Source organism: Mucilaginibacter celer, assembly GCF_003576455.2.
Lineage (GTDB): Bacteria > Bacteroidota > Bacteroidia > Sphingobacteriales > Sphingobacteriaceae > Mucilaginibacter > Mucilaginibacter celer.
Map to the genome: position 1 here is coordinate 2,192,077 of NZ_CP032869.1, position 17,783 is coordinate 2,209,859.

General features: G+C 43.1%; 15 protein-coding genes. 3 read left to right on the forward strand and 12 right to left on the reverse strand.

Features of this window, described 5'->3' with window-relative positions; all coding sequences use genetic code 11:
- Positions 1-100: 100 nt before the first annotated feature.
- From HYN43_RS08735 to HYN43_RS08775, 9 genes are all read right to left on the reverse strand, one after another.
- Complete coding sequence (locus HYN43_RS08735) at positions 101-2,392, reverse strand: histidine kinase dimerization/phosphoacceptor domain -containing protein (RefSeq protein ID WP_119411333.1); 2,292 nt, start codon at positions 2,390-2,392, stop codon at positions 101-103.
- 81 nt (positions 2,393-2,473) lie between these two features.
- On the reverse strand, positions 2,474-4,768 hold the full coding sequence (locus HYN43_RS08740) for a tetratricopeptide repeat-containing sensor histidine kinase (RefSeq protein WP_119411334.1): 2,295 nt from the start codon (positions 4,766-4,768) through the stop codon (positions 2,474-2,476).
- A gap of 34 nt (positions 4,769-4,802) precedes the next feature.
- Positions 4,803-7,037, reverse strand: coding sequence for a sigma-54-dependent Fis family transcriptional regulator (locus HYN43_RS08745; RefSeq protein WP_119411335.1), 2,235 nt, complete (start codon positions 7,035-7,037; stop codon positions 4,803-4,805).
- Positions 7,038-7,288: 251 nt separating this feature from the next.
- Positions 7,289-7,777: a DUF302 domain-containing protein gene (locus HYN43_RS08750; protein WP_119411336.1), complete on the reverse strand. Its 489-nt coding sequence runs from the start codon at positions 7,775-7,777 to the stop codon at positions 7,289-7,291.
- A 9-nt stretch (positions 7,778-7,786) separates the two neighbouring features.
- On the reverse strand, positions 7,787-8,350 hold the full coding sequence (locus tag HYN43_RS08755) for a DUF417 family protein (RefSeq protein ID WP_119411337.1): 564 nt from the start codon (positions 8,348-8,350) through the stop codon (positions 7,787-7,789).
- 29 nt (positions 8,351-8,379) lie between these two features.
- Complete coding sequence (locus HYN43_RS08760; RefSeq protein ID WP_342633825.1) at positions 8,380-8,814, reverse strand: DUF983 domain-containing protein; 435 nt, start codon at positions 8,812-8,814, stop codon at positions 8,380-8,382.
- Positions 8,815-8,914: 100 nt separating this feature from the next.
- Positions 8,915-9,874 carry an MBL fold metallo-hydrolase gene (locus HYN43_RS08765; RefSeq protein WP_119411339.1) on the reverse strand — a complete coding sequence of 320 codons (960 nt, stop codon included), beginning with the start codon at positions 9,872-9,874 and terminating at the stop codon, positions 8,915-8,917.
- 48 nt (positions 9,875-9,922) lie between these two features.
- A complete protein-coding gene (locus tag HYN43_RS08770) occupies positions 9,923-10,351 on the reverse strand; it encodes a nuclear transport factor 2-like protein (RefSeq protein WP_119411340.1) in 429 nt (142 codons plus the stop codon).
- Positions 10,352-10,407: 56 nt separating this feature from the next.
- The gene (locus tag HYN43_RS08775; protein WP_119411341.1) at positions 10,408-10,953 is read right to left on the reverse strand and encodes a carboxymuconolactone decarboxylase family protein; all 546 of its coding nucleotides are present in this window, start codon (positions 10,951-10,953) and stop codon (positions 10,408-10,410) included.
- Positions 10,954-11,395: 442 nt separating this feature from the next.
- Between HYN43_RS08775 and HYN43_RS08780 the strand changes: the two genes are divergently transcribed.
- Both HYN43_RS08780 and HYN43_RS08785 read left to right on the forward strand, forming a co-directional pair.
- Positions 11,396-12,415, forward strand: a complete 1,020-nt coding sequence (locus HYN43_RS08780) for a class I fructose-bisphosphate aldolase (protein ID WP_119411342.1) — start codon at positions 11,396-11,398, stop codon at positions 12,413-12,415.
- 67 nt (positions 12,416-12,482) lie between these two features.
- On the forward strand, positions 12,483-13,634 hold the full coding sequence (locus HYN43_RS08785) for a sensor histidine kinase (protein WP_119411343.1): 1,152 nt from the start codon (positions 12,483-12,485) through the stop codon (positions 13,632-13,634).
- A 22-nt stretch (positions 13,635-13,656) separates the two neighbouring features.
- Here the strand turns inward: HYN43_RS08785 and HYN43_RS08790 are convergent, their stop codons facing one another.
- Positions 13,657-14,091 carry a winged helix-turn-helix transcriptional regulator gene (locus HYN43_RS08790; RefSeq protein WP_119411664.1) on the reverse strand — a complete coding sequence of 145 codons (435 nt, stop codon included), beginning with the start codon at positions 14,089-14,091 and terminating at the stop codon, positions 13,657-13,659.
- Positions 14,092-14,226: 135 nt separating this feature from the next.
- Between HYN43_RS08790 and HYN43_RS08795 the strand changes: the two genes are divergently transcribed.
- Positions 14,227-15,375, forward strand: a complete 1,149-nt coding sequence (locus tag HYN43_RS08795; protein ID WP_119411344.1) for an alkene reductase — start codon at positions 14,227-14,229, stop codon at positions 15,373-15,375.
- A 77-nt stretch (positions 15,376-15,452) separates the two neighbouring features.
- Here the strand turns inward: HYN43_RS08795 and HYN43_RS08800 are convergent, their stop codons facing one another.
- Both HYN43_RS08800 and HYN43_RS08805 read right to left on the reverse strand, forming a co-directional pair.
- The gene (locus tag HYN43_RS08800) at positions 15,453-16,454 is read right to left on the reverse strand and encodes a zinc-binding alcohol dehydrogenase family protein (protein ID WP_119411345.1); all 1,002 of its coding nucleotides are present in this window, start codon (positions 16,452-16,454) and stop codon (positions 15,453-15,455) included.
- Between the two features lie 190 nt (positions 16,455-16,644).
- Positions 16,645-17,769 (reverse strand): alkene reductase, encoded by a 1,125-nt coding sequence (locus HYN43_RS08805; protein WP_119411346.1) that lies wholly within the window; start codon positions 17,767-17,769, stop codon positions 16,645-16,647.
- Positions 17,770-17,783: the final 14 nt, after the last annotated feature.

Sequence of the window (17,783 nt, forward strand, 5' to 3'; positions counted from 1 at the left end):
GTTTATTCACATTTTAACGCATTACACTTCTCCGTCCGCACATCTATTTTTTTAAGGGTTCGTATTCCAACTGTTGGCCATACCCAACAGTTTTTCATGCTTATTCCTGATTTAAGGTTCCTGAAAAATGATGTTCATTATTGAGCGGGTCGACGTTAAATAAGATCGTTATCCTTGTCCCATTGTAATTTTCGAAGAAGATATGAGCATTTATATCTTCGCTTAATCCGTTCATTAATTTCAGGCCCAATGACTCCGAAGGCATATTAGTAATGGTGGGATCTAACCCTATCCCGTTATCAGCCACAATCAGAGTGATCTCTTGCCCGTGTTGGCTCATGGAAACTGAGATTATGCCGATTACATCAGGAGTGAAAGCATACTTGATCGAGTTGGTCACCGCCTCGTTAATGATCAGCGCCAATGGGATCGCCTGTGACACGCCCAACTGAATCGGTTCGATCTCCAGATGAAAGCGTACTTGTCTTTGGGTGCCAAAACTTTCATTCAGGTACTGAATAAATTCCGGCAAATAGATTGACATATCTATGGTTTTTACGTCCTCTGCCTGGTAGAGTTTTTGATGGATCAGCGACATCGCATAGATCCGGTGCTGGCTGTTTTCAATGGCTTTCAAGGCATCATTCTCCAGGTAAAGGGCTTGAGATTCTAATAAACAAATTACGGTATGAAGATTGTTTTTTACCCGGTGGTGCACTTCTTTTAAGAGCCATTCTTTTTCTTTCAGAAGATGCTCAAGTAACTTATTCTTTTCACTAATTTGGAAATTTTTCAAATTAACAATCCGGTTACTTTTTTGCTTTGATCTGTATTGCCGGTAGAGCAGGCATATAAATGCAAACAAGACTAAGATACCGCCGAGCGTAATATTTTTAAGCAGGCTTACCTTTTGATATGCTTCCTGTTGAATTACAGCTTTCTGATGAAGAATCTTGATTTCACTAGCTTTTTTTTCCGTTTCGTATTCAATTTCTAGTTGCTTAAGTTGTTTTGTTTTAGTTTGATTGAAGATCGAATCTTTCAACTTATTGAACTTTAATATATTTTCGATCGCCGATTTGTAATTACCAACTGCTGAGTCTAACTTAAACGATAACCCGTAATATCGCTGCATTTGTAAGGGGACTTCACCTCCGTTGCTTTTTATTTTAGCCATTCCTGAATTTAAATATTTACGCGCAGCGCTGTATTGTTTTGTCGCCGTATAATATTTTATCAATACTAAATATGCATTATTGATATTGGCAATCATATTGGGTTGGTTTGTGACAATTAGGGAGAGGCGTTCCGCGTAAGGTTTGGCCTCCGGATAAAGCTTTAGCGATATATAGATACTACAATAGATATAGGATATGACTGATGAAAATGCCGGATCTTTAGTATTTAAATACCTTAATGGAATACCTTTGATAAAATGCAATGATTCTTTATATTTCTTTAAACTATTGTAAGCTGTTACTGTGTTAGAAATGACCAACAGAATACTGTTTCGATCATCATATCGTTCTGCTATCTGTAAAGCATTTTTAAAATACTCAATAGATTTTTCGTACTCCTTCATCTTAACCAATATTACTCCTAATATATTATTGATCTCGCAACGTTGCATTGTGGTGTCCTGGAGTTCTTCGGCTGTCCTTAATGCCAGCAGGCCATATTTCAATGACATTTTGTAGTCGGACATCAGAGAATAGGCAGTTGAATAAATTATATATACACCTTGTAGTGATTTATAGTGAACAGCTTTATAATTGGCAAGTGAAGAGTTTAGGACACCTAAGGCTTTCGCCTGAGCAGCGTTGTTAGTATAAAGGTCTGCGAGTAGTTGCTGGCTGTAAGCTAATTTTAAAATTTTGCCCTCACGCTTTAGTGCACTCACGCCAAGTTCCACTATTTGTATCTTTTTATTCAGTTGCTCTTGAATAAAATAAGTGTAGTACGTAGAAAGTTCTATATAGGCATCACCAAGATGATGGCTAAAACTAACTTTTTTTAGGCGTGATACAGCCTGTTCAGCCAATTCTAGTCCTCTTTTCTTATCACCACGTTCTTTGACAAGCATGGATTGAACAAGTAATATGTAACCTTCCGACTCGTCATTCAAAAGTCTTTTATTCAATCTTTTCGCTTGGTTGATAAAATCTGCAGCGTTATCCAGATCCACCTTTAATTCGCCTGGCTTTAGGATGTTATATTGAGCGAGTTGCAATAGCAAATTGAATTTTGCGCTGTCCTGCGGACTCTTCTTTAATAATAATAATAAATGATTTGCCTCATTTGCTGTTAAATTGCCGGTAACATCCTGTCCATACGCGGAAACCAACAACAATTGTGAGATTATCCAACAGATAAAAATTTTACTTATTTTCATTTAACCGAGTTTAAAATTTAAAGGATTAGTAGCGAAACGAGGTTTAGAAACTATTCATTCTGGTTATTTAGGCTTGCTATTTCAGGAATAATTATCGCCCTTCTGCTCAAGTACTATTTCAGTAGGAAAAACCAGGGTGATACTTGTTCCGTGATCATTTTTTATGTTGATTTCTGCATGGATATCTTCGCTTAATCCGTTGATCAGTACCATTCCCAGGGTGTCCGGGGGATGGCTGCATTTACCCGGGTCTATTCCTACGCCATTATCGGCAATGACTAACGTCACCAGATTATCAGTTTGATGCATTCTGATCGAAATAATCCCTGATGCCTTTTTATGAAAGGCATGCACAATGGCATTGGTTATAATTTCATTGATAATGAGGGCTAAGGGGATCGATTGGGCGACACTAACTTTTACCGGATCAATTGCTAACTTAAAAAGTATCTCATAGTACGTTCTGTAACTATCGGTCAGGTAACGGGCCAGTTCAGGGATAAATGCCGAAATATCAACCGCTTTCAGGTGCTCATCGCTGTATATCTTTTGATGGATCAACGACATGGCATAAATACGGTGCTGGCTTTTCTCGATCGCTTTCAGGGCATCGTTTTTCAGAAAAATCGCTTGGGATTCCAATAAGGAAACCACTGTATGAAGGTTATTTCTTACCCGGTGATGAATCTCTGACAGCAACCATTCTTTCTGAGTCAGCAAATCATCCTTTTCGATCAAAAGGTCATTTTTTTCAAGCACCAGGGTATTGTTGTCTGATTTGATCTTAACTTGCTGCGCCTCTAGAAGTCTGTTGATTCGTCGTTTAACGCGATAGCGGTCAATTCCTACTGCAAGGAGGACAATTAATAGTGCAACGAGGGCGATAGCCCACTTTCGGATCGTTTCGCCATGAACAATTCTATTTTGCTGAAGCCTGTTTTGGGCCTTCAGTAATTGTATAGCGTTTTCCTTTTCTTCACTTTCGTAAAAAGCTGTGATCTGCTTTAATTGCCTGATTTTATTTTCATTAAGAACAGCGTCATTCAATTTGTTCTTAGACAATAAATGGTTGTATGCAGCCCTATAGTATCCCCGCGAGGTGTCCAGGCTCACCCACAGGTCATAATTACGGGAGATAGTGTTAGGGTCTTTTACACTTTGTAGAAGAGTATCATTTTTATTTAAATATTTTTGAGCCCGGGTATATTGTTTTGAAGCGATGTAATAGCGTATCAGCGCGGTGTAAATATTACTCTTGTCGTGAACTCCGAATTTATTATGCCGCAAAATGTCGTGTAACTGATCTGCGTAAACCTTTGCGACATTAAACTCCTTAAGGCTTGTATAAATATTAATATATGCTCTCGGGATATAATAATTAATCGACATACCCGTCGATCCGATATATTTTTGCGGAACGCTTTTAATAAACTCTAAGGCATTGGACGCTCTTTTAAGAAAAATATAGCTATTTACTGTATTATGTATCAATAATGCAATGCTGGGGTTGTCATTATATTTTTCCGCAATTACAAGTGCGCTCTTGAAGTAAACAATTGCTTTTTCGTTATCTTCCAGCTTGGTATAGATCAACCCTATATTATTATTAATCTCGCATACCTGCATCGTTGTATCCCGCACACCGAGTGCTGTTTGGATGGCCGCCAGTTCATATTTCAGGGCCTGAATAAAATCAGCCTTTACATAGTAGATCGAACCGAGCTGATCATAGACCCCCTGGATTTCTTTATGACCAATGGATTGGTAAGCCTTCAGCGATGTGTTGATCGCTTTTAACGCTTTGTAACTATCGTCATTGTAGTTATACAAATCAGCCAGCAATTTAAGGCAGAACGCCTTTAATTCTACATTTCCTGATTGTTCAAATGTGGACGTTGCAAGCTCTGTTAAATTGATCTTCTCAGGTAGTTCGATGGGATTATTGAAATTATAATATTGTGCCAATTCGTAGTAAGCCAGCCCGAGGTCCTTTTTGTCATCGGTTAGTTTCAATATTAAAATCGCCTTTTTTGCTGCGGCTTTACCTTCAGCTCTGTTACCACTCTCGCGAAATAAGCTTGCTTTAACTAAATAGATTTTTCCTTGAAGTTGTGGTAGGGCCGTTCCCAGGTTTAACTTTTCCGCCATTGACAGATACCAATCTGCAGTGTCGAGGTCGGCCTTATATTCGCCGGGCTTTAAAATGTTAAATGATGCTAAAGTTAGCATCGCATTAATCCGGACGGTATCGGCTTTGTTTCCGGCTAAATGCTGCTTTACGGAATCCACCTGATGCCTTGAAATATTATGGGTAATATCTTGCCCCTGACAGGAATGGACTATCAAAAAGGCAATGATGGCGGAGAATATTTTCATAGTTAATCCAGCAGTTGAGTTAATTATGTAAGGACTAAACCAGATGTTCTTTTTTGATTCCCAACCGTTTGATCTTAGAATTTAGCGTACTTGCCGGTACGCCCAGTATATCGGCCGCACCTCCCTGGCCGGATATCCTGCCCTGACAATACTTTAAGATCCTTAAAATGTGCTCGCACTCGTTTTCATCAATTGTCTTTAACGGGACCTCCCAATTAGTGGTGGTGATTATATGGCCGGGTTTGGTAGTTGGTAAATGAATTTGTTTCAGCGCATCGCCGCTCGACAATAAAATGCTGCGTTCGATCAAGTGCTCCAACTCCCGGATATTTCCCGGCCAGCTATAATGCATCATGTCTTGCAGCGCCTTATTACCGAGGGTAGTAATTTGCCTGCCTGTTTTTTTCGAATAGCGGTGTATGAAATGGGTAGCCAGCATCGGAATATCTTCCTTGCGGTCTCTTAACGCAGGCAGGTGAATCGGGAATATATTCAGACGGTAATAGAGGTCGCTCCTGAACCGTCCCTCGTCCACCTCTTTTTCAAGATCCCGGTTTGTCGCCGCGATAATCCTCACATCCACTTTGATCGTGCCCCGCCCGCCAACGCGTTCGATCTCCTTTTCCTGCAAGGCGCGTAAAAGCTTCACTTGAAGTTCCAATGGCATTTCGCCGATCTCATCTAAAAACAAGGTGCCGTTGTTGGCCAGTTCGAACTTACCGAGCCTCCGTTCAGTAGCCCCTGTAAAACTGCCTTTTTCATGTCCAAAAAGCTCACTTTCGATCAGATTAGCAGGTAGCGCCGCGCAATTGACTTTGACCATCAATTTATTTTTCCGGGGAGAATTGTTGTGAATAGCACGTGCGATCAATTCTTTGCCGGTTCCTGTTTCTCCCAGTATCAGCACGGTGCTGTCAGATCGGGAGACCTGTGTCACAAGCCGGAAGGTCCTTTGCATTGCCGGGCTTTCGCCGATAATTTCTGCGTAGTTTTGATTCACCTCTATCTCTTCCTTTAAATAAATAGTTTCCTCTTCAAGCTGCCGCTTATAACGATCTATCTCCTGGTTGGCAATAATATTGGCAACCGAAATGCAAAGCTGATAGGACAAACTTTGTATGAGTTTCAGTTTACTTTCCGTGATCAGTTGTTTTTCTTCAAAGTATAACAGCCAAAAGCCGAAAACATCTTCACCTTTAGAAAACCGGCAGATTATTAACTCTTTCAGCCCACTTTCATGATTGATCTTTATGTAAAGCGGTACATCGGGCTGTGATACCAGTTCATCAAGGTCAAACCATACCGGCAGATCCGAATTCATCGCTTGTTGTAACACGCTGTCATTTAAGGGATATTGACCATCTTTAGCATCAGAATAGGCAGGATGAGCTTTGGCTCTGGCATCTTCATCCAGCAGAAATGCGCTGACAGTATGTTTATTGGCATCTCGGACGGCGATCAGTGTATGGCTGCATCCTAATAATTGCTTGAGTTGATCCTTGATTACCTTTGCCAGTTCTTCCGTACTTCTGACAGAGGCGATAGCTGTATTGACGGACAATAAAAGTTCCATTTCATTCCTCCAGCGCAAAACTTCCTCGATTAGGATGATGTTAGAAAGCGCGATGGACAATTGCGAGCAAACACCCGCTAAAAGATTGATCCGCAATGCCTCGGTAGCAAGTAATTCCGTTGTTAATAACAGATACCCTAAGATATCGCCGGCTGCTTCCAGGGTAATAACAGCGAATTTATCCACGCCCTTATTCTTGCAGGTATGTAAATAGGCCATATCCGGAAACAAGTCAATCGCTTCGGCCAGTTCGATGACAACCGGTCCGCTGATAGCGGCCAATTGCATTAAGACAGATTTGGAAATAGACACGGTTTCAAATGCCGTGTCGTTTAAGCTCTTTCCGTTTGGGTGGTAGGTTTCCTGGCCGAATTCATAAACACGGTGAATATTATTTGTCTTATTGACAACGATGATCGCAAATCCCTGGACATTAAATAAGGTTTCTAAACTTGCATGAACAACTCCGAACAGGTCGTCTTTATTTTTTATAGCAGCTATTTGGTTGCTCAGATCGAGCAGAATAGTTTTCTCATCTTCATCACCCTGAAAAAAATCTGAAACGATGTGCTCTTTTAAGGCCGCCTTGAATTTTTCGGCAAGTCCGTCTATGCATTCAAAATGTTCATTAAACAGCGTAGAAAGATCTTTGATCTTTGAAGGGTAAGCTGAAATTACGTTGTCGGTGTCAGGCATATGGGTGCGTTTTGAATTGTGATTAAAACTAAACGTCTGTCTGTTAGGCGTCAGGTGACCACAAAACAGATTGCAAACCGAATGCCATGCATTTTTATTTGATAATCAATGTGTTATGGCTTTTGTTGTCAGCGTCTTTAGTGATATGTCACTAACCGCGCGATCGCATTGTGGATATATCACTAATTTCATTGCTTACGGGAAATATTACAGAATGGGCCGGAAAACGTTTAGGGCATCTTGACGGATAATTAAGCCTTCAAAACCGCTTTTAGCAGGGGTTCAAGATTCAGCATCCCTACCAGCTGCGGGCTTAAACTATAACGCTCTTTCAGATAAGCCGGATCATGATAGGCAGCCCTGACGACGTTTTTTTCATCGGCCCAAACCAGGACTTTTAATGGTAGGTCTAAACCTGCAACAGGATTGGCCATCATCACCGGGCCGCCGGTTTTGGGATTGCCGAATAACACGAACTTCATCGGCGGAATCTGGAGGCCAGCGTGGCTCAGCTCCTCCCGCTGATCGATAACCGTATAGATTTTTGCACCTTTATTTTTTAATAACTCAATTAAGCGTTGAACGGTTAAATCAACTGAAAAGTGGCTGACGTCAATAATGACGCCCTTTGGGTCTGACATTTTCGTAATATTTGTGGGTAAATAAAGGCAGAGCCAGGCAAACGTGGCCTGATGTAAAAAACAACGGCGGGCATTGTCCGTAATATGGTTTTTCTGCATAAGATTTGGTTATTTAAGGCGGCGCAGGTACAACACGGCCGATTCACTCATGGTTATCATAGCGCCGCCCATGATTGCAATGTCCTTTAAAACCAACCTGCCCCTGGCTGATAAGAAAGGAAAGCCCCAATCCGCATCTCCCAAACGGGGTACCCATGATTCGGGGGTTGTAATCAAAAATGACAAGGTGCCGGCCGTCAATAAAATAATCAGCATGCTGGCGATCATACTGGAGATCGGGGCCACTTTATACAAAGCTACCAGTACAGCCATCAGGACCAGAAAGATGCCTAAACCCTTCGAGAATAAGTAAGTTCTGTTATCGGTTTGCCAAAGATGGTTAGTTGCGATTAATTCCCCTTCCTTGTTCAGGTGTTTTTTATATTCCGACGGATTTTTATAAAAAAAGGACATGAAAGGACTATTGGCGACGAATGGAACGATACCATCAGCCTCATAAGTAAAAAATTTCAAGCCGCCAATCCATAAAAAGATAATGACTATGGCGAGTCTGGTCAAATTTTTCCCTGCCTGATCGAGGCCCGCGATAAATTTTATAATTGAATGTTTCATCTTTTTTTGATTTTTTGGCCATGGGTTAATTATGAACGCGCAATGTTCGAATCATGCTGAAGCCAGTTATCCGCGCTCATTTCAGGCCGGTAGCTTAACCCCGGGGTGAGCCAGTATAAAAGGATGATCCTGGAATATCTGAAATTAAAGGGAGATAGCATTAAGGCTATCGATAAAATGATGATGACGTACAGCCAGGGATTCTGACTACCGGTCAGTACAGAAATTGCAACGGCCAGCGTGACCATTTCGGCTACATTCATCGCATAGCTAATAAGCATGGCGACATAAAAATAACCGGGCTCTATCTCATAGGTCAGATCACAATGACTGCATTTTTTTAACATGACCTGGCCATGGAACCCGTACATTTGGTTTGCAAACATATCACCCCTTCTGCAACGTGGGCATTTTGCATTTACCAATGCCGGCCAAAGCGGCCATTTTTTTAATTTTTCCATCATAAATTAGCTGACAACGGGTGAAAGCAATCGTTTGATACGCTTAATGACCGACCAGGAAGTTAAGCCCCGGCCGGTATAACCAATGCGCATTAAGCCAGTTTTATACGCCCTTATAAACCAGTTTGGTAAAGAAGTCGCCCTTGATCACAAAGCCACCAAACTTTTGATCATACGAAGCAGTCGGTTTGGCGGCAATGACCTCATTCAGGGTCTTACCCTGATTTTTTAATTTGCTCACGCGTTCGCGGATTGTTGCCAGCATATCATGAAACTCGATCAGCTGAGCGCGGTTACCTATAGCGCCGTGCCCCGGAATGACTACGGTGTGATTGGTTGTCCTGGCAACGTTACGCGCGGCTGCAGTGATCATTCCGTCAATACTTCCACCGGTTGAATAATCTATCATAGGATAATAGGCATTCCAAAAGGTATCTGCCACATGCAAAATGTCGGCGTTGGGGAAATAAATAGATGAATCACAGTCCGTGTGCGCCGGCCGATAGGTTTCGACATGGATTTTTTCGCCATTGAAATGGTGGGTGTGCTCTTTTTTAAACAGCACGGTTGGCAGGCCCGCTTTTGGCAGGGGTGCAAAAGTGTAATTCCAGTCTTCCTGGTGGATACTTCTGGTTAAATGTTCACGGGTAATGTCCTGCGCAATGATAGTGGCACCTGCTTGATGCAGCCATTCATTGCCGCTGGTATGATCGAAATGCCAGTGACTGTTGATCAGCACTTTGATCGGTTGGTTGCTGATGGAATTAAGCGCCGCCAGTACGTGTGGTTTGGAAACACCTATACCGCCGTCTACTAATAACTTACCTTCGGGGCCGTTCAAAACGGCTATATTGCCCCCTGAACCTTCTAACATAAAGATATTACCTCTTAGCTTGGTCACATTGATCTTGGCAGTGGCAGCGGCCTTAATGATGATCTCCACGGGACCTTCAGCTTTTGCCTGGCTGAATAAAAATTTGGGAGCTAATAATGCGCCAGCGGTTAACATACCGGCGGTGCCTAAAAAATTACGTCGGCTGATGTTGTTTTGATTTGAATCCATGATATGGGTTTTAAAAATATAGGTGAATATTTAATCATTTTCAGCGCCCTAATGCGCTACTCCGTCGAAATAGGTACGCATACCCGGTACATCCGAGAAAAAGGTATAGATGCCCGAGATCCTGCCATCACGTATGGTGTTCACCGTGGCGATATGTTCATCAGCAGTTGGTTCTTTACTAAGGGAACGGTTTTGGATAGCCAGGGCCACACAATTCAGGCTATATTGTATATGATCCAGTTCCAGGCTGAGCTTTTTTGCAAATTGCTTCGCTTTGTCAATTACCTCATCGGCACCTTCTGATTCACCGGCCAGTTCCCCTTCACCCGGCAAACACCAGGTGCAATCCTCCGTAATGATAGACCTCAGCAGATTCCAGTCACGATCCCTGAAGGCTAATAAAAACTGGTTTCCCAGTTTAAGCTTATCCTCTTCGCAGGAGATGGTTGAATAAGCATATTTTGTTATCGCGCTCATAAATATTGGTTTAAAATTTCGTATCCAATCGATACCCCTGAGAATAGCTCACTTGATCAGGCATTTTCCAGGCTGACCGCTTTTGGAAAATCCAGCGGCACACCTGTTATCGCATATAGATAATTGGTGAAAATCTTAGCGGTGATCAATCCGATGAGTTCGACCAAAGCGTCTTCCCGATAACCTGCCTCAAAAAAAGCCTCCAGCAGTTGCGCATCCGGCTCACCACGATTTTCCGTAATGCTTTTCGCTAATTTGACAACAGCATCCAGTTTATTTTCGGCGGAATAACCTTTCCTGATACCGATGGTTTCATCATGGGAGTAGCCCTTGCTTTTGGCGATCATTGTATGAGCCGCAAGACAATAGTTACAATTGTTTATTTCCGATACCACCAGATTGATCGCCTCCTTTTCCTTGACAGTGAATACGCCGCCAACCATAGCTGCCTCAAACTGCAGGTAACCTTTCAAAGTGCCTGGAGAATAACCCATAGTTGCGTATAAATTGGGCAGCATCCCCAGGTGTTTGGTGACCTGGTCAAATAATAACTGCGATTCCGGTTTTACCTCATCCCGTGTAGGTACTTTAATAGTTTTCATATTTTCTTCAATAAAACTTGTTGAACGTAAAGTTGTCCCCGCTGATCAAAAGATCGCTGCCTGATACGGCGGATAGCTTGAAGTAATATTGATGCCAGTTGTTAATTTGCTGATATTGAACTGTTTGTATGTTTATTTGATTCTCTATGGATGCGGCATTTCGTCATTTTGTTACCAAAACTTGAAATAGCAAGGTTTCGAAGGATTTGGTGGCCATAGTTTATGGCGGTAGGGAAACCAGGGGACGCGGAAACCGGGCCGGAAGAGCACTATTTATCTTGATGTTATTTCATTAAAAAGCAGGATTTCTTGAAATATCGCAATCTGTCTGGTCATTGGTTGTTTTATAAAAAATTAATTATCAATGCTTTGTATTGTGGCATGTTGTTTTCGTTAGCCTTAGCCAATTAACTCATCATATCAGTAGCTATAATTTAAGTCAATGGACATTCAGGTATTACAAAAAACGATTAGTAAACTACTGGCAGGGGATAAAGGTATTCTTGCCATGGACGAAAGCATTGCCTCCTGTAATAAAAGGTTTGAAGCGCTCGGGATCCCTCAGACATTGGAAATGAGGCGGCGTTACAGGGAATTGATCGTAACAGCACCGCATTTGGATGAATATATCAGCGGTGCCATACTTTTTGATGAAACAATTCATCAGCAGGTAACAGACGGCAAATTATTCATTGATGTGCTCCTGGAAAAAGGTATTGTACCGGGTATAAAGGTAGACCTGGGCACCGTTCCCCTGGCAGCTTTTCCCAGCGAAAGGGTGACGGAAGGATTGGATGGTTTGCGTGAGAGGTTAGCGGAATATTACCGGTTGGGAGCCCGCTTCGCAAAATGGCGTGCGGTGATCACTATAGGAGGTGACCTGCCTTCCTCTTCTTCTATATATACGAATTGCCACTTGTTAGCGCGCTATGCCGCACTTTGTCAGGAAGTCGGCCTGGTACCTGTCGTTGAACCGGAAGTGCTTATGACGGGGGACCATAACTTGTATATCAGTGAAAGGTTTACCCGTCGAACTTTAAATTTCCTCTTTGAAGAGTTATATAAGCACCGTGTAAACCTGCAAGGGATACTCTTAAAACCTAACATGATATTGCCCGGACTTACCTCTGTTGATCAATCGGACATGATAACAATAGCCGATACAACCGTTCTTTGCCTGTTAGAAACCGTACCGGCTATTGTACCGGGTATTGCATTTTTATCCGGAGGACAATCGCCTGAACAGGCAACAGCGCGTTTAAATGTCATGCATAAAAGGTTTAAACATTCTATGCCCTGGAAACTCACCTATTCCTATTCACGGGCTTTACAACAGCCTGCGCTTGAATGCTGGAAAGGTGAGACAAGTAATGTTCCTGCCGCGCAACAGGAGCTGGTTAAAAGGGCTGCCCTGAATTGCAGCGCTAACCGCGGCGTTTATAGCGCCGCAATGGAAGGATAAATAATGCCGGCATACCTGCCGATAAGGCACGCACGGATTTCAGACCACTCATACCACCACCTTGATCATGCCTCATTTTAATAACTCCGGCAGCAACACTATCAAAGTGATAGAGGAGGAACCGCTCATGCAAAATAACCGGATAAAGAAAGGTCGGATAACACATCGTTATGCGATCATGGCCATGCATGCGGATTATGCTTTTGAATCGGCAGGATTGGGAATCTGGAGCTATGACTTTGAAAGCAAAGTTTTAAAGATATGCAAACGATGTAAAAAGCTCATTGGCATTCCTGAATCGCAGGTTGCTTCAATGGATCTCGTGCTCGGATTGTTGCCCCGGGACGAGGTCCCCGCCATATTTCATGCGATCAGGGCTGTCTGGGAAAAAGGCGGGTCGCTGGATTACCAATTTCCGCTCCTTTCCGGTTCCGCTGTTCAGCAACGGTGGTTAGCGATTACCGGCATTAGCGTGTCGGGATTTGACAGTAAGGCCACCAAACTTTACGGAACGCTGGCAGATGTCAGCGCCAACAGGAATTTGGAGAACAGTCGCCGGGAATTATTGTCGCTGATCAGCCATGAAATGAAATCGCCTTTATCATCCATTAAGCTATATGTACAGCTAAGCCGCGCCATCGCGCTCAAAATGGACGATTTACAGATCGTCAAATTTTTAACCAGCGCCAACGATATGGTTGATAAAGCGAATAATCTGCTGGATTATTTTCTGAAAGGCCCGAATTCGCAAACCGGCCGGATGCCCATCACCAAAACAGCTTTTAATATTCAGGCTCTTTTAAGGGAGGTAGTAGATGAGGTCCAAATCAAACATCCTGAACATCAACTTATCCTGCGGCCGGCTCCGGGTATTATGATACAGGCGGACAGGGACAGGATAGGGGAGGTGGTGAATAATCTGCTGATCAATGCCATAAAGTATTCTCCCGAACCTGACGCTATTGTGATCAGCTGTAAAATGTCAGGAGGCCGGTTGCAGGTATCCGTTAAAGACCATGGCATCGGAATTCCGAATAATGAACACTGCAAGATCTTTGATAAATATTACCGTGTGGCTAATAAACTGGAAAAGGCAATAACCGGTTACGGGATCGGCCTGTACCTCTGTAAAAATATCATCGATGAACACGAGGGTACGATCTGGTTCAAAAGCGAAGCAAATAAAGGCTCCACTTTCTTTTTCTGTTTGCCTGTTTAATTATTACAAATAGCCTTTTCACTTATACAGCAACCTCATCCGATTTACGCGCTACATGCATATGCCGGTAAATGTGGCAGGGCGATTTTGAAACCTGGGCTGTTTTGGGGGTTTGCTCTATTACGGTCTCCAGGAACTGCCTGTTGGTATCACCCCACTGGTTCATCGCATCGATGATAGGCATTAATGACCAACCTATCTCCGTTAACGAATACTCCACCTTCGGCGGTAATTGCGGATAGATCTTTTTTTCTATCATGCCATGCTCTTCCAACTCTTTGAGTTGTACGTTCAACACCCTGCGGGTCGCGCCTGATAGTAGGCGCAGGATCTCGCTGGGACGTTTTACATCCATGGAAATAGCGTTCAGTAGCGCAGGCTTCCATTTGCCGTTCAGCACCTCTTTTGTCAGGTGCAGGCCGCAATCGATGGTGAGTGGAATCTTTCTTTCGTACATATGTTGGTTTAACCTTAACACAAAGGTAGGCATTGTATTTCAATTCGTTATAAGGGATAAATTTATCCCTATGCCATTTGTTTACCCCATATTGTGTTATCGCCGCACATTCCTGAGGTTTGCTAAAAAATAGAAATGAAAAATACAGCACAACCTCTATTAGAGGAATATCCATTGGGCGATTTAAAATTAAAAAACCGGGTAGTGATGGCACCAATGACACGTGGGCGTGCCACCAACGCCGGCTTAGTACCTACTCCTCTTATGGCAGAATACTATGCACAGCGGGCATCAGCTGGTTTAATCATAACCGAAGGCACCTGGGTAAGTTCGAAAGCTATTGGCTTTATTAATGTACCGGGTATCTATACGCAAAACCAAATCGCAGGATGGAAGCTGATCACTAAAGCCGTACATGAGCATGGCGGTTTGATTTTTTCGCAGCTTGGTCATATAGGTTCTGCTTCCCATCCTGATTTCTTCGGTGGCGAATTGCCTGCAGGTCCTTCCGCAATTAACCCGCAATCACAGTGTTATACGCCTGAAGGATTTAAGGCTACACTTACACCTCGGGAATTTACCATTGCTGAAATAAAGCAAACGATACAGGATTACAAACAAGCTGCCCAAAATGCTAAGGATGCCGGGTTCGACGGTGTAGAAATACATGCGCAGGCAGGTATGTTAATTCCGCAATTTTTAAGCTTAGCTACTAATCAGCGTAGGGATGAGTATGGAGGTAGCATCGAAAACCGCGCACGCATTATTTTTGAAATTCTGGACGCGATCATAGAAGTTTGGGATAGCGCCCGGGTATCAATTAAGTTTACACCGGTTTTGTATACCCATGTAGGCATTGTGACCCCTGATGAAGAAACAATCCCAATGTTCCAGTACATTTTGAAAAAGCTGAACGATTACAATCTTGCCTTCCTGCACATCACCGGACCCGCACAAGACTTAACAGGGACACCTGTAGCTGCATTGCAAGACGATTATTTCAGCCATTTCCGTCATCATTACAGTGGTAGGCTAGTGGCTAACTTGGGTTTTACGCAACAGAGCGGTAATATGATCCTGAAAGATGGCAAAGCCGATTTGATATCTTTTGGGCAATTATTTATTGCTAACCCGGATCTGGTAGAGCGCTTTAAATATCAACTACCGCTGTCTGAGAGTAATCCGGACACCTATTATACAGGAGAAGAGAAGGGATATACTGATTATCCGGGAGCCGGGTACAATGGTGCTATCGCAATACCTCATGAAGCTGATCCTGAGTAAATAACTGAAATTTTAAAGCAATGCCTTCCTGATCAAATACGGGAACGCATTGCCTTGACGCCTTTAATGATAAGAAGTTATTCCGCTACCATCAACACGATTTTGCCGATCACATTTCCATTTTCAATCATCGCGTGCGCTTCTTTCATATTTTCCACAGTCAGCCCTCTGAAAATTGTTGTTCCCGGGGCGCTAATTTTCCCGGCCTTTACTAATTCAATGAGTTCTGCAAGCACTTTGGCCGGTAGTTCGGACTGATAATGATAGATACTTCTTGTAAAAACCATTTCAAGGAAAATAGTAACAGATTTTTGCATCAGTTTGCCAAGGTCCACTGCGCCTTGCAAATCGATAATTGCAAAATAGCCATAGGGCCTGATTACTTCCGGAACCCAGCGAATGCTGTCTTTCAATCCGTTAACTGAAAAAACCATGTCTACTTCCTCCAAACCGATGGCCCGCAACTGTGGCAGGATTTCTTCGTGATGGTTGATCACCTCGTCAGCGCCCATTTTTCTGCACCAGGCTGAAGATTCTGGTCTGGACGCCGTTGCAATGATCCGTACTGACGATCGAGCTTTTAACAGTTGGAGAGCCATTGAGCCAACACCGCCGGCCGCACCAACGATCATGATATTTTTGACGTCTTCGGGCAACTGACCGTTAACTCTGAAAATAGACTGCCAGGCCGTTAGCGTAACCAGGGGAACAGCTGCGGCATGATCAAAAGGTGAACCGGAGGGAAATGTATTCACATTCCGGTAATCAACGGCCATTTGCTCAGCGTAGGCACCGTTCCGCATGAAATCCCCAATGCCAAATACCCGGTCACCTGCTTGGAACCCTTTTGTGTGTCGCCCTGCTTTCTTAACAATTCCCGAAAATTCGTAACCGAGAATAATGTACCCGCCCGGCTCAGGCTCCGTATTTTGCCGGATTTGTGTGTCACCCGGATTGATACCTATCGCAACTAATTCGATTAACAGGTCGGTATCTCTGAGCTCCGGTTCAGGTACATCTGCCAGTTCGAGGCCGAAATTTTCCATTGTGTTTTTATGACGATAGATCAGCGCTTTCATAATTCATGTTTTTTAATGATAGGGTCAGTGGCTGTGGTATGTCGAATTGCAGCTAATCATTAGTATTGTTAGTAATAGTAAACGGGCCAAAAAATCCGTTCATGATCCAAAATCTTTCTTATAAATGACCGGCTAACCGGAATTTATTTTTAGCTCGTTTAAACCGTTTTTATAATCTGGATCAACCTTTTTATATCTTATTGCTTTGTTCCCTGAGCGTTGGGTAATCCAGATATCCCCCTTCTGCACCAAAATAAAATGTTTCCGCCTGGCTGGCATTTAAAGGAGCATTCGCGGCAATCCTTTCCACCAGATCAGGGTTTGCAATATAGAGCACTCCAAAAGAGACCAGATCGGCATCTCCCTTTTCAATGATGGCGTTAGCTTTTTCAAATGTAAACCCACCATTTGCTACTATGGTGCCTTTGTAGATCTTACGAAAGTTTCCAAATAAATTCCGGCTGGCGTGTACTTTGGGATCGAGCCCTTCTTCCGCATAGTCCAGCAGTTGCAAAAATGCTAATGGATAATTATTTAACTGGTCGGCGAGATATTCATAAGTAGGAAGCGAATCATCCCATTCGTCCTTGTCTGTCTGATATTTTAGGTAAGGGTTAAATTTTACACTTACTTTTCCGCTGCCCCAGACTTCCAAAACACTATCGAGAATCTCAAAAAAGAAACGGGCTTTATTAGGAATACTGCCGCCATATTCGTCTGTTCTGTGATTTAGCGCGTCACTTAAAAACTGGCTTATCAACGACGGATTCTGAACATGTATCTCCACCCCATCAAAACCGGCTAATTTTGCATTAGCCGCCGCTTTTTTATAATCGTTAACGGTTTCTTTAATTTCATGAACTGACAATTCTCGTGGGGTGATTGAATCCGATGGGCCCTGAGTTGTAAATACCACCTTTTTGGGATTAACAGCAGAAGGCCCTACAGGTAACAAGCCATTTAGGTGGTCGGGGTGGGACAGGACGCCGGCATGCCCTAACTGGGCAAAAATCCTTCCACCATTTTTGTGGACTGACTCTGTTACCAGGCTCCAACCCTCAACCTGTTTGTCTGTATATAGGCCGGGTACGTTTATGAAGCCTACAGACATTTCGTTTACCCACGTCCCCTCTGCCATGATCAGGCCCGCGGAAGCCCTTTGCGCATAGTAAGCGGCCTGTATTTTACCCGGTGCGAGGTCTATATTAGCGGCCCTTCCCCGGGTCATAGAAGCCATGACCACCCTGTTTGGTAATTTAAGGCCGTGGAGATCAAATGGCTCCAGTAATTTATTTGCTCGCCGAGTATTTTCCATAATTTAAGTACTAA

What these genes read in the sequence shown, in the direction of transcription:
- HYN43_RS08760 (WP_342633825.1), bottom strand. Translation starts at nt 8,814, where the DNA reads ATGATGGAAAAATTAAAAAAATGGCCGCTTTGGCCGGCATTGGTAAAT.
- HYN43_RS08785 (WP_119411343.1), top strand. Translation starts at nt 12,483, where the DNA reads ATGCCTCATTTTAATAACTCCGGCAGCAACACTATCAAAGTGATAGAG.
- HYN43_RS08750 (WP_119411336.1), bottom strand. Translation starts at nt 7,777, where the DNA reads ATGCAGAAAAACCATATTACGGACAATGCCCGCCGTTGTTTTTTACAT.
- HYN43_RS08755 (WP_119411337.1), bottom strand. Translation starts at nt 8,350, where the DNA reads ATGAAACATTCAATTATAAAATTTATCGCGGGCCTCGATCAGGCAGGG.
- HYN43_RS08765 (WP_119411339.1), bottom strand. Translation starts at nt 9,874, where the DNA reads ATGGATTCAAATCAAAACAACATCAGCCGACGTAATTTTTTAGGCACC.
- HYN43_RS08805 (WP_119411346.1), bottom strand. Translation starts at nt 17,769, where the DNA reads ATGGAAAATACTCGGCGAGCAAATAAATTACTGGAGCCATTTGATCTC.
- HYN43_RS08770 (WP_119411340.1), bottom strand. Translation starts at nt 10,351, where the DNA reads ATGAGCGCGATAACAAAATATGCTTATTCAACCATCTCCTGCGAAGAG.
- HYN43_RS08740 (WP_119411334.1), bottom strand. Translation starts at nt 4,768, where the DNA reads ATGAAAATATTCTCCGCCATCATTGCCTTTTTGATAGTCCATTCCTGT.
- HYN43_RS08790 (WP_119411664.1), bottom strand. Translation starts at nt 14,091, where the DNA reads ATGTACGAAAGAAAGATTCCACTCACCATCGATTGCGGCCTGCACCTG.
- HYN43_RS08800 (WP_119411345.1), bottom strand. Translation starts at nt 16,454, where the DNA reads ATGAAAGCGCTGATCTATCGTCATAAAAACACAATGGAAAATTTCGGC.
- HYN43_RS08745 (WP_119411335.1), bottom strand. Translation starts at nt 7,037, where the DNA reads ATGCCTGACACCGACAACGTAATTTCAGCTTACCCTTCAAAGATCAAA.
- HYN43_RS08735 (WP_119411333.1), bottom strand. Translation starts at nt 2,392, where the DNA reads ATGAAAATAAGTAAAATTTTTATCTGTTGGATAATCTCACAATTGTTG.
- HYN43_RS08780 (WP_119411342.1), top strand. Translation starts at nt 11,396, where the DNA reads ATGGACATTCAGGTATTACAAAAAACGATTAGTAAACTACTGGCAGGG.
- HYN43_RS08795 (WP_119411344.1), top strand. Translation starts at nt 14,227, where the DNA reads ATGAAAAATACAGCACAACCTCTATTAGAGGAATATCCATTGGGCGAT.
- HYN43_RS08775 (WP_119411341.1), bottom strand. Translation starts at nt 10,953, where the DNA reads ATGAAAACTATTAAAGTACCTACACGGGATGAGGTAAAACCGGAATCG.